This window comes from Intrasporangium sp. (assembly GCF_051961875.1).
Taxonomy (GTDB): domain Bacteria; phylum Actinomycetota; class Actinomycetes; order Actinomycetales; family Dermatophilaceae; genus Intrasporangium_A.
Genome location: NZ_JBQCCV010000136.1, coordinates 1 through 11,198, shown reverse-complemented (window position 1 = coordinate 11,198; position 11,198 = coordinate 1). Strand labels below are relative to the sequence as shown.

The following is an 11,198-nucleotide window of genomic DNA, read 5'->3' as shown; positions in this document are numbered from 1 at the left end:
CGACGCGGTGTGCGTGAACGCCTCGGCGGCCAGCCGCTGGCGCTGGGCCAGGGTGAAGCCGCCCTCGGCGACGGCGGCCAGCACGTCGGCGTACCGCTCGGGCGAGGTGACGATCGCGACCGACGGGTGGTTCTTGGCGGCCGCGCGGACCATCGACGGGCCGCCGATGTCGATCTGCTCGACGCACTCGTCGGGGGTGGCGCCCGAGGCGACGGTCTGCACGAACGGGTAGAGGTTGGAGACGACCAGGTCGAAGGGCTCGATGCCGAGGTCGGCGAGCTGCTGGACGTGGGAGTCGAGGCGGCGGTCGGCCAGGATGCCGGCGTGCACGCGCGGGTGCAGCGTCTTCACCCGGCCGTCGAGGCACTCGGGGAAGCCGGTGAGGTCCTCGACCTTGGTCACGGGCAGCCCGAGCCCGGCGATCAGCGCCGCCGAGCCGCCGGTGGAGACGAGCTCGACACCGGCGTCGTGCAGGCCCTGGACGAGCTCCTCGAGCCCGGACTTGTCGTAGACGGAGACGAGGGCGCGCTTGATCGGGATGCGGTTCTCTGACACGGACGGACTCCTGCGAGGTGGACGGAACGGTGGGAAGCACCCAGGCGGTCGATGCTCCCGGCGTCACTCCCCGGTGGTGGTCCACCCGCGCCAGTCGTGTGTGACCAGACTACCGGTCAGGCCCGACCCAGCCGAACCCGTCGCCCGTCGACGACGAAGCCCTCGCGCGCCATCCGGCCGACGTACTCGACGAGCTGCGGCCGCTCGGCCTGCTTGATCCGCTCGGTCAGGCTCTCCTCCGTGTCGTCGTCGAGGACCGGCACGGCGCACTGGGCGACGATCGCGCCGGTGTCGACGCCCTCGTCGACGACGAAGAGCGTCGCCCCCGCGATCCTGACCCCGTACTCCAGGGCGTCGCGAGGACCGTGGATGCCAGGGAACGACGGGAGCAGCGCGTTGTGGCTGTTGAGGTAGCGGCCACCGAACCGGGCGAGAAACGCCGCCCCGACGAGCTTGAGAAAGCCCGCTGAGACCACAAGCCCCGGGTCGTATGCCGCTGTCCGCTCGGTCAGCGCCGCATCCCACTCGTCCCGGCTCGCATAGTCCTTGACCCGGCACACGAACGTCGGGATCCCCGCGCGCTCGGCACGCTCCAGCCCGGCGATGCCGTCCCGGTCGGCGCCGACGGCAGCGATCCGGACGCCATACGTGCTGTCGGCGGCGGCGTCGATGAGGGCCTGGAGCAGGGTGCCCGACCCAGACACGAGGACGACGACGTCGACAGGGGCCCGTGTCTCATCGCTCGGCACGGCGGCGAGTGTAGCCCGGTTTCGGCTAACGGCCCCGGATGGGCCACCATGGGGCGGTGCGACCCGAACCACGAGAGATCGCCTTCGCCCGCGAGAAGGCCAAGCGAACCCTGCCGGTGTCGCTCCTCGTCCTGCTCGGGATCGTCGCGATGTACCTGCCGCTGCCGAAGCGGTTCGTCGCCGCACTCCCCTTCGTCATCGCCATCGTCCTGACCGTCCGGCTCCTGCAGTTCCTTCGTGGCCGCACCGGCCGGGAACGGCTCTGGCCGGTCGTCACCCTCGCCCTGACCGGCCTGCTCCTCGGCAGCCTCGCGATGCAGGCCGTGTTCTACCCGAGCGTCAGCGCGTACGAGAAGTGCATGTCCGGTGCCCTGACGAGCCACGGCCGGGCAGCGTGCGAGGAGATCCGCAAGCAGGGCCCCCTCGGCATGGACTTCATCGTCAAATAACCCGTCGACCGGTCACTTTCCCCCCGTCGACCGGTCGACCTACGAGAACGGAACGGTCAGGCGCGGCTGCGCCGTCCGTGCTCCGAGGGAGCGGGGGCGCCCTTCGTCGCGTCCTCCTCGCCGACCCGGTTTCGGCGCCCCTTGACGTGGTCTCGATAGAGCGCGACGAGGAGCCAGAGCGCGGCTCCGAGGAGGAGCTCGCCGAGCAGGCAGCCGGCGAACGGCCAGACGTCCACCCCGACCGAGCGCAGCCGTTCGAGGCCCATCGCGCCGTTCGCGAGCGCCGTCAGCCCGGTGACGAGCAGCGTCGCACCGACACTCGCGGCGACCATCGCCCCGAGCCGGTCCCGCCACCGCGACCGCCCGAGCAGCCGGTCGACCCGACAGGCGATCACGCCGCCGAGCACGACAGGCACGGCCACGACGGCCCACATCGCGCCGGGGTAGGTCGCGTCCTCGGGGAGCGACCCGAGGATCGGGATGAGCGGCATGAGCCCCGGGTGGGCGCCGGCCGGCGAGACCAGCCCGTCGACGGCCACCGAGAACCCGGGCCCGGCGAGGAAGGCCAGCCCCCACGTCGCGGCGTTGCCGAGGAAGGCGACCTGCGCGACGGCGAGCACGATGCCGGCGACGAGGTCCGCGCCATACTCACCCTGGATCCGGAGCACGGCGCCCAGGGAGAGGATCAGGCGGAGGACGACGAGCACCATCCCGGCCGCGAGGAGCAGCAGCGCGCCACGGGTCGCGGCCCGCCACGCGGTCGCGCTCCAGCGGGGCAGCGCCGCAAGAGCCCGCTCGAGAAGGTCAGGCGTGGTGTCCTGCCCCGGGCGGACCAGCACGATGGCCAGTCCGAGGACCGGCACGAGGAGGGCGCCGACGATGCCCATCGGGTCGGGGTGGACCGAGCCAGCCAGGGTCAGCGCGGCGAAGATGGCCGCGGCGATGACGTAGCCGAGCAGGTATCCCGGCACGACCCCGCGCCACAGCACCGCGTCCCACTCCGAGCGCCGCACCCGAGCCCGCGCGCCGAGCACCAGCCGCCGTGACACCCGCCAGGCGATGACGACGAAGACCGCGAGCAGCAGCAACGGGGTCGTCGACACGGCGATTCCCGGGCCGCTGATCGACTGGCTGTGGCCGAGGAACCAGATCGCGCTCCCGACCGCCGTCCCAGACCACCAGCCGAGCGAGCTCTCCGGGGCGCTGACCCATCCGACGAGGGCGGGAAGCACGACGACGGCCCACGTGGCGAGGGCGGTGACGAGGCCGGCGCGGGCCGCGGTGGGCAGGGCTGACGAGGTGGGGCTGGACGTTGGACTCACTCCTGACATCGGTCCCGCCATGGTCACAAGACTCATCGCCCCACGCGAGTCCCCACGCCGACGGGTTCGAAGGTCGCCGGGTCCGTGCGCTGAGCCGCCCACAAGACAGAGGTATGCCGCTGAGCTGGGCTCAGCGGCATACCTCTGTGAGCGGGTGGTGGGCTACTTCGCGGCGAGGGCCTGCATGACCTGCCGCATGAGCTCGGCCGCCTCGGACGGCGTCTTGCCGACCTTGACGCCCGCGGCCTCCAGGGCCTCCTTCTTGGCGGCGGCCGTCCCGGACGAGCCGGAGACGATGGCGCCGGCGTGGCCCATCGTCTTGCCCTCGGGGGCGGTGAAGCCGGCGACGTAGCCGATGACCGGCTTCGTCACGTGCTCCTTGATGTACGCGGCCGCGCGCTCCTCGGCGTCGCCGCCGATCTCGCCGATCATGACGATCGCGTCGGTGTCGGGGTCGTTCTGGAAGGCCTCGAGGCAGTCGATGTGGGTCGTGCCGATGATCGGGTCACCGCCGATGCCGACCGCGGTCGAGAAGCCGAAGTCCCGCAGCTCGTACATCATCTGGTAGGTCAGCGTCCCCGACTTGGAGACGAGGCCGATGCGGCCGCCGCCGGAGATGTCCGCCGGGATGATGCCGGCGTTCGACACGCCGGGGGTGATCAGGCCGGGGCAGTTCGGGCCGATGATGCGGGTCTTGCCCTTGCTCTGCGCGTAGTTGAAGAACTCGGCGCTGTCCCGGACGGCGACGCCCTCGGTGATGACGACCGCGAGCGGGATCTCCGCGTCGATCGCCTCGATGGCCGCGTCCTTGGTGAACTTGGCCGGGACGAAGATCACCGTGACGTTCGCGCCCGTCGCGTCGATCGCCTCCTGCACCGTGCCGAACACGGGGACGGACACGCCGCCCTCGAAGTCGACCGTCGTGCCGGCCTTGCGCGGGTTGACGCCACCGACGATGTCGGTGCCGGACTTGAGCATCCGCTGCGTGTGCTTCATGCCCTCGGAGCCGGTCATGCCCTGCACGATGACCTTCGAGTCAGCGTTCAAGAAGATAGCCATGGTTCGTCTGTCTCTTTCGCTCGTCGTGTCTCGGGGTCAGTTCGCCGCGGCGGCGAGCTCGGCGGCCTTGCGCGCGGCGCCGTCCATCGTCGGCTCGATGGTCACCAGGGGGTGGTTGCGCTCGGCCAGGATGCGCCGGCCCTCCTCGACGTTGTTGCCGTCGAGGCGCACCACGAGCGGCTTGGTCGCCTGGTCGCCGAGCGCGTCGAGGGCACCGACGATGCCCTTGGCGACCTGGTCGCACGCAGTGATCCCGCCGAACACGTTGACGAAGACGGACTTGACCTGCTCGTCACCGAGGATGATGTGCAGCCCGTTTGCCATGACCTCGGCCGAGGCGCCGCCGCCGATGTCGAGGAAGTTCGCGGGCTTGATGGAGTCACCGCCCGCCGATCCGTTGAGCTGTTCTCCGGCGTAGGCGACGACGTCGAGGGTGCTCATGACGAGGCCCGCGCCGTTGCCGATGATGCCGACCGAGCCGTCGAGCTTGACGTAGTTGAGGCCCTTCTCCTTGGCCTCCGCCTCGAGCGGGTTGGCCGCGGCCTTGTCCTCGAGCGCCTCGTGGTCGGGGTGCCGGAAGTCGGCGTTGCCGTCGAGGGTCACCTTGCCGTCGAGGGCGATGATCGAGCCGTCCTCGGTCTTGACGAGCGGGTTGACCTCGACGAGCGTCGCGTCCTCGTCGTGGTAGACGGTCCACAGGGTCTTCAGGACCGGGACGATGGCCGCACCGGTCGCCTCGTCGAAGCCGGCCGCCTCGACGATCTCCCGCGCCTTGGCGTCGTCGATGCCGACGTTCGGGTCCACCTCGACCTTGGCGAGCGCCTCGGGCCGCTCGACCGCGAGCTGCTCGATCTCCATGCCGCCCTCCTTGGAGCACATGGCGAGGTAGCTGCGGTTCGCCCGGTCGAGCAGGAGCGAGAAGTAGTACTCCTCGGCGATCTTCGCGCCGGCCGCGATCATGACCGTGCCGACGGTGTGGCCCTTGATGTCCATGCCGAGGATCTGGCCCGCGAGCTGCTCTGCTTCGTCCGCGCTCCTGGCGACCTTCACGCCGCCGGCCTTGCCCCGGCCACCCGTCTTGACCTGTGCCTTGACGACCGTCACGCCGCCTGAGTTCGCACCGATGCGCTCGGCCGCGTCACGGGCCTGCGCAGGGGTCGTGGCGGTGGCGCCGGCCAGCACCGGCACGCCATGCGCCTCGAACAGGTCGCGAGCTTGGTACTCGAAGAGATCCACGGATCATCCGTCCTCGTCGTCGGTTGGCGTCGACCACCGCCGGCCGGGAGGTGACCCGCCCGCCGCAGTCGACAAGGTTCCCTCGGGACTCTAGACCCCTGACGTGGGACTCCCCCACCTGCGGACCGCCCCCAACGGGCCCGTGACGCGGGCGGTGTGACGGACGGAACACGAGCGCTCCGCCACGTGGACATGCGGCGGGGTGAGCGGCATACCTCCCCAGTTCCGGTATGCCGCTCGCCCCGGTGCCGCTAGGCCGTGACCCTGCGCGCGGCCCGGGACGCCCGCTCGCTCGACGCACCCTCCGCGTCGAGTGAGCCGCGTGCAGCGCGAGGGCGGGCGGCAAGGGCGAACTGGAGCCCGAGCCACGCCGCCGTCACGACCGCGAGGAGGTGCCCGAGCAGCAGCGTGCGGGGCTGCAGCCAGTTGAAGTCGACCGTCGACCGGAGGAGGAGATAGTTGCCGACCAGACCGGCCACGAGCGCGCCCGTGCGCAGCCAGACGTTCCGGAGTCGCATGGCGGCGAACGTCCCGACCGCGGCCGGGATGAACGCCAGGCCCTGCCCGACGAAGATGAACAGGGCCGGGACCGCGACCAGCCGCCACCAACCGGACCAGCCGCGTGCCATCGCGGTGGCCGTGAACCCGGTGAGGGTGAAGGTGACGGCGCCGATCGCGACGATCGCGAGGGTGCCCTCCCAGCTGAACCCGGGCGTCGTCGACACGAGGCGCATGAAGAACCGCGCCAGCGCCCCCCAGGCGATGCCGAGCGCAAACCACCGGGCGAGGCCGGTCAGCATGGCGGCCATCACCACACCACCGGCAGGCAGGCGATCCGAGCCCCGGCACCGCCCGTGCCGTGGTCGGTCTCCATCGCGTGCACGACGATCGAGCGCGTGCCGGCCGCCGGCGTGAACGGGACGACGGCCGTGGCGGAACCGTGTCCGGCTCTGTTCACGGTGAAGTCGAGCCACACCTCGGTGCGCTGTGACACCTCCGGCGTGGGGTACCCCGCCTGGGCGTCCGAGTTGTAGTGCGGTCCCGCCGCTGCCCCGTCACCGGCGATGCAGGGGCCGACGTGCAAATGTGCGCCGTACGTCTTACCGGCCGCGGCCCGGTCGATCCCGTCGACCTGGAGCACAACCGTTGCGCCCGAGGGGCGCTCGACCAGCAGGGCCCGGGCGGCGGCGCCGTCGAAGGGGCTGATGGCGGCGGGCTGCAGGTCGCGCAGGGCCCCCGAGAAGTGGTGAGCTGCCGGCGCCGCATGGGCCGCCGCCGTCCCGATCGACGCGAGCCCCGCTGCCGTAGCGCCGAGTCCGGCGATCGCCGCGCGCCGCAACCTACGAGAGGTGGAGGCTGTGGACCCAAGTCGAGTCACGTTGTGGTTCATGCGTTTCCGTCCTTCCTGAAGCGATGGTCAATACACTTGGCGGACGGTCCGGGCAGCGCCCGGGGGTGACAACCGGCGCGAGAAATATTGCTCGAATTTCCTTGTCACCCGGAGTCTTCGGTGACACGTCTGTCGAGGTGATGGATGCGTTTGCGACGGAGGCAGAGGCGGTCAGGCCGGTGGTGATGGCGCATGCCCACGACCTCCCGGCGACGGACTTCGACTCGCGGGCGGCGGCGCTGTTCCGGGCGGAAGCGCCGTCGTTGCTGCACCTGGCCCGGTTCTACGTCGACGACGAGACCGCCGCTGAGGACCTGGTACAAGAGGCGTTCATCCGGCTCAGCCGGAGCGTCGGGAGGATCGAGGACACCACCCGATCGGCGGCATACCTCCGCTCGATCGTCATCAACCTCGCCCGCGACCACAACCGACGTGGCCTGGTCTCCCTGCGCCACCGGCCTCCGGACCCCGACCACATGCCCTCGGCGGAGGAGCTCGCGCTCGGCCGCAGCAAGCGGCAGGACGTCATCGACGCCCTGCGGGAGCTGCCGGGGCGACAGCGCGACTGCCTGACCCTGCGGTACTACTACGACATGTCGCCGCCCGAGATCGCCGACGGGCTCGGGCTGTCCGTCAACTCCGTCAAGACCCACCTGCAACGGGGGCTGCGGGCCCTCGCCCTCGCCCTGGAGGAACACCAATGAGCGACATCGAGCACCTCCTCGAGGAGGCCCTGCGCCCGAGCGGACCGGAGCCGCTCGAGCCACCTCGTGACCTCTTCGCCCGGGTCATGGACTCCGTCGCCGACGACCGGAGGCGCCGCCGGCACATCCGGCTCGTGGCGGCGGCCTGGGCGACCGGCATCATCGCGGCGGTGGTCGGGATCGCCGTCTTCACGCCCCGCATCCACGGGAGGCTGGCCATGGACTGGTGGATCCTCGAGATCGCCACGAACCTCGGGCTCATCGCCATCGCGGTCTGGCTCGGCCCGTTCATCAAGCGGTTCGGGCGGGCCTATGCCGCGGACGTCTTCCACGACAACCCGCAGACCGGCAAGAGCTACATCGTGCTGACCGACATCGTCTACTACCTGATCTTCAGCGCGTACATCCTCTTCACGGTCCAGCTCGTGCCGGAGGTCAGCTGGGCCACGTGGGTCACCGCCGAGCAGGTGGCCAACTCGCTGATGCGGATCGGCGGGATCCTGCTCGTCATCGCCGTCCTGCACGGCCTCAACCTGCTCATCATGCCGGTCCTCGGGCGGCTCTTCTCGCTCAACCGGCGTCTCCCTCGCCACTGACCACGGCCCTCGGGTCTCGAGGTCGCAACACCTTGAACGCCGGGCGCATGATCGGCCGGGACCCGGGGTAACCTTCCCGGCGTGGCAGGGGTGGCACCCGCGGCGATGGGGCCGCGCAGACCCGAGCCGGGAGCCGAGCAGACCTCGCAGCGACCTGGTCTCCTCGGCGACGTCCGCGCCATGGCGCAGGCCCTGTGCCGACCCGCCGGGCTCGCCGGCGTCGCGGTCGAGGCGTCCTGGATCGGCCTGCACCTCGGGCTCTGGCCGCTGGGCCACATCGGCTCCCGACGGAGCGACCTGCGGGCCGGCTACCGGATCGGCCACCTCTCGCCGACCCAGCGCGGGCTCGCGGTCCACAACATCGAGGCGGCAGAGACGCCGATCCTGCTCGTGCACGGCATGATCGACAACCGGTCGATCTTCACCGTGCTGCGGCGCGGGCTACGTCGGCGCGGGTTCGGCCGGATCGAGACGATCAACTACTCCGCCCTCACCGGTGACGTGCGACGGGCGGCCTCCGACCTCGGCCAGGAGGTCGAGCGGCTCGTCGAGGAGACCGGCTACGAGCGGATCCACGTGATCGGGCACTCCCTCGGCGGGCTCATCGCGCGCTACTACGTGACCCGCCTCGGCGGCGACGAGCGCGTCGACACCCTGATCACCCTCGGGACGCCGCACCGGGGCACCTACGTCGCCTACGCCTGGAACAACCGGCTCACGCGGCAGCTGCGACCGGGCAGCCCGCTGTTCGCCGAGCTCGACGCGCCCCTCGGGCACTGCCGGACCCGGTTCATCGCCTACCGCTCCGACATCGACCAGCTCGTCGTGCCGCAACGCAACGCCGCGCTGCACCACCCGGACCTCAACGTGCACAACATCGAGCTGCACGGCATCGGGCACATGAGCCTGCCCATCACCCGCTCCGTGGTGCACGGCATCACGTCGGCGCTCGCGCACCTCGACGTCACCGGCGCGACGGTCACCCCTGGGGTCAGCCCGTTGGGCCGGCGCCGCAGCTCCTGAACGACGGGCGGCAGCAGAACGTCGCCGGATACCCCGAGACACCTCCGCCTAAACGCCCGATTTCTCCTTTTTTGCCCCTGGATGCCCTATCGTTCCAGGTGCCACGGCGACGTCGGGAAGGTCCGGCGAACTCGTGGAGGCCCTGAGGCCGTTTTGGCGTAACGAAACGGTCACGCTTAGGGTGAGGCGTCTCAACCGGTCAAGTTAGGTAACCACTCCGTGTCCCAAAACCGTTACGCGGGTCGGCATCGGCCGCCCGCGCAGCCTTCTCACGGCCGCCGTCTGCTCGTCCCCCTCGCCCTCGTCTCGACGACCGTTGCCGGTGGTGTCGTGGTGCGGAGTGCGGGTGCGAGCGACCTCAGCCCGGAGGCGGCAGCGGTCCAGGACCTTTCGAACACCGTCGCCGGCGGCTACGAGGCGCGTGACCGGGCCGTTGCCGCGGCGGGCAGCGACCGCGACGCGGCGCGAGCGTCTCGCGACGCTTCACGGGCCGCCGTGGCGAGCGTCGTGAACCTGACCGACCAGAAGGCGAGCGACGTCGACACGGCAGTGGAGGCGGCCCGCAAGGCCGAGGAGTCCAAGAAGGCGGAGGCCGCCAAGAAGGCAGCGGCCGCGCGGCAGGCAGCGGAGGACGCCCGCCAGCAGGCGCAGCGCTGGGTCTCCCCGCTCTCGAACTACACGCTGACCTCGGGCTTCGGCTGGCGCTGGGGGCGCATGCACCCCGCCCAGGACCTCGCCGCACCCGTCGGCACCCCGGTCCACGCCCTCTCGACCGGCACGGTCATCTTCTCCGGCTGGTCCAGCCAGGGCTACGGCTACATGGTCCAGATCCGCTACTGGGACGGCACCGTGTCCTGGTTCGCCCACAACAGCCGGCTGCTCGTCAACATCGGCGACGAGGTCGCGCCGGGCCAGGTGGTGTCCTACAGCGGCAACACCGGCAACTCCACCGGCCCGCACCTGCACCTCGAGATCCACCCGCAGGGTGCCGGCTCCGTCCCGCCCCGCGCCTGGCTCGCCCAGAAGGGCGTTCAGCTCTGACTCCGTGGCTCGGCGCGACCGGCGCCGGCGCCGCATTCTGGGGCGGCTCGGGTGGCCGGACCTGCCTCAGAGCTTCTCGAGCGGGGCGTAGCGCAGCAGCAGCCGCTTCGTGCCGGTCTCGGCACCGAAGTCCACATGCGCCATCGCCTTGTCCCCCTCTCCCTCGACACGCACGACCGTGCCGAGGCCGAACGCGTCGTGGGTGACCCGGTCGCCTGAGTGCAGCGTGATGACCGGCCGCTTGCCGGGGCTACGCACCCCGGGCCGAGCCGCCAGCGTCGCAACGGCGGGCTGACCCGAGCCGCGGGCGCCGCTGAACGAGGTGCCGAGCCGCTGCCAGTCGACGAGGTCCCCCGGGATCTCGTCGAGGAAGCGCGACGCCGGGTGGTACTGCGGAGCGCCCCACGCCGACCGGACGGAGGCCCGGGACAGGTAGAGCCGCTCCCGCGCCCGGGTGATGCCGACATAGGCGAGCCGGCGCTCCTCCTCGAGCTCGGTGGGGTCCCCGAGCGAGCGCATGTGCGGGAACGTGCCGTCCTCGAGGCCGGTGAGGAAGACGACGGGGAACTCGAGGCCCTTGGCCGTGTGCAGGGTCATCAGGGTGATGACGCCCTGGTCCCCGCCCGGTTCGCCATCCGCCCCCTCCGGGGCGTCGGGGATCTCGTCGGCGTCCGCGACCAGGGAGACCTGCTCGAGGAACTCCTCGAGGTCGCCCGCCGGCGTCACGTCCTCGGGCTCCTGGCCCGGGAGCAGCTCGCCACCGGACTCCTCGCGCTCGCGCACCTTGCGGTCGTCGAACTCCTGGGCGACGGCGACGAGCTCGGCGAGGTTCTCGATGCGGGTCTCGTCCTGCGGGTCGTGGCTGGCCCGCAGCTCGGCGAGGTAGCCGCTGAGCTCGAGGACCGCCTCGAGGAGCACCGCGATCCCGTCTCCGCTCTCACGGACCTCACGCAGCTGCTCGAGCATGTCGGTGAACCCCTTGATCGCGGCCACGGACCGGCTCGCGATGCCCGGCGCGTCCTCGGCCCGGCCGAGGGCTGCGACGAAGGGGATCCGCTCGCGCTCGGCGAGAGC

At 71.2% G+C, this 11,198-nt stretch carries 12 protein-coding genes, 1 pseudogene and 1 riboswitch; of the genes and pseudogenes, 5 read left to right on the top strand and 8 right to left on the bottom strand.

Features of this window, described 5'->3' with window-relative positions; genetic code table 11:
* Together purH and purN are read right to left on the bottom strand one after the other, a co-directional pair.
* Window positions 1-555, bottom strand: a pseudogene (gene purH, locus ACTHJJ_RS08210) (bifunctional phosphoribosylaminoimidazolecarboxamide formyltransferase/IMP cyclohydrolase); the annotation flags it as partial.
* Between the two features lie 31 nt (window positions 556-586).
* Window positions 587-663: riboswitch (ZMP/ZTP riboswitch) on the bottom strand.
* An 8-nt stretch (window positions 664-671) separates the two neighbouring features.
* Window positions 672-1,304: a phosphoribosylglycinamide formyltransferase gene (gene purN, locus ACTHJJ_RS08205; RefSeq protein WP_440302451.1), complete on the bottom strand. Its 633-nt coding sequence runs from the start codon at window positions 1,302-1,304 to the stop codon at window positions 672-674.
* Between the two features lie 56 nt (window positions 1,305-1,360).
* On the opposite strand from purN, the gene ACTHJJ_RS08200 reads away from it, so the two are divergent.
* Window positions 1,361-1,753, top strand: a complete 393-nt coding sequence (locus ACTHJJ_RS08200; protein WP_440302450.1) for a hypothetical protein — start codon at window positions 1,361-1,363, stop codon at window positions 1,751-1,753.
* Between the two features lie 56 nt (window positions 1,754-1,809).
* Here the strand turns inward: ACTHJJ_RS08200 and ACTHJJ_RS08195 are convergent, their stop codons facing one another.
* The 5 genes from ACTHJJ_RS08195 to ACTHJJ_RS08175 all read right to left on the bottom strand — a co-directional run bounded on the left by ACTHJJ_RS08195 (window position 1,810) and on the right by ACTHJJ_RS08175 (window position 6,760).
* Entirely contained in the window at window positions 1,810-3,075 is a 1,266-nt protein-coding gene (locus ACTHJJ_RS08195) for a cell division protein PerM (RefSeq protein ID WP_440302449.1), read from the bottom strand.
* A 162-nt stretch (window positions 3,076-3,237) separates the two neighbouring features.
* On the bottom strand, window positions 3,238-4,134 hold the full coding sequence (gene sucD, locus ACTHJJ_RS08190) for a succinate--CoA ligase subunit alpha (protein ID WP_440302448.1): 897 nt from the start codon (window positions 4,132-4,134) through the stop codon (window positions 3,238-3,240).
* A gap of 36 nt (window positions 4,135-4,170) precedes the next feature.
* On the bottom strand, window positions 4,171-5,370 hold the full coding sequence (sucC, locus tag ACTHJJ_RS08185) for an ADP-forming succinate--CoA ligase subunit beta (protein WP_440302447.1): 1,200 nt from the start codon (window positions 5,368-5,370) through the stop codon (window positions 4,171-4,173).
* A gap of 251 nt (window positions 5,371-5,621) precedes the next feature.
* Window positions 5,622-6,179, bottom strand: coding sequence for a hypothetical protein (locus tag ACTHJJ_RS08180; protein ID WP_440302446.1), 558 nt, complete (start codon window positions 6,177-6,179; stop codon window positions 5,622-5,624).
* A complete protein-coding gene (locus ACTHJJ_RS08175; protein WP_440302445.1) occupies window positions 6,179-6,760 on the bottom strand; it encodes a superoxide dismutase family protein in 582 nt (193 codons plus the stop codon). Before ACTHJJ_RS08175 ends, ACTHJJ_RS08180 begins: the two co-directional genes overlap by 1 nt.
* A 185-nt stretch (window positions 6,761-6,945) precedes the next feature.
* On the opposite strand from ACTHJJ_RS08175, the gene ACTHJJ_RS08170 reads away from it, so the two are divergent.
* The 4 genes from ACTHJJ_RS08170 (at window position 6,946) to ACTHJJ_RS08155 (ending at window position 10,124) form a co-directional block, all read left to right on the top strand.
* Window positions 6,946-7,464, top strand: coding sequence for an RNA polymerase sigma factor (locus ACTHJJ_RS08170; protein ID WP_440302444.1), 519 nt, complete (start codon window positions 6,946-6,948; stop codon window positions 7,462-7,464).
* On the top strand, window positions 7,461-8,060 hold the full coding sequence (locus tag ACTHJJ_RS08165) for a hypothetical protein (RefSeq protein WP_440302443.1): 600 nt from the start codon (window positions 7,461-7,463) through the stop codon (window positions 8,058-8,060). The genes ACTHJJ_RS08170 and ACTHJJ_RS08165 overlap by 4 nt, the downstream gene beginning before the upstream one ends.
* A gap of 81 nt (window positions 8,061-8,141) precedes the next feature.
* Complete coding sequence (locus tag ACTHJJ_RS08160) at window positions 8,142-9,083, top strand: lipase family alpha/beta hydrolase (RefSeq protein WP_440302442.1); 942 nt, start codon at window positions 8,142-8,144, stop codon at window positions 9,081-9,083.
* A 219-nt stretch (window positions 9,084-9,302) separates the two neighbouring features.
* A complete protein-coding gene (locus tag ACTHJJ_RS08155) occupies window positions 9,303-10,124 on the top strand; it encodes a M23 family metallopeptidase (RefSeq protein ID WP_440302441.1) in 822 nt (273 codons plus the stop codon).
* Window positions 10,125-10,190: 66 nt separating this feature from the next.
* Here ACTHJJ_RS08155 and ACTHJJ_RS08150 read toward each other — a convergent pair.
* Window positions 10,191-11,198 (bottom strand): 3'-5' exonuclease (locus tag ACTHJJ_RS08150; RefSeq protein WP_440302440.1); only part of this gene is annotated, 1,008 nt, incomplete at its 5' end.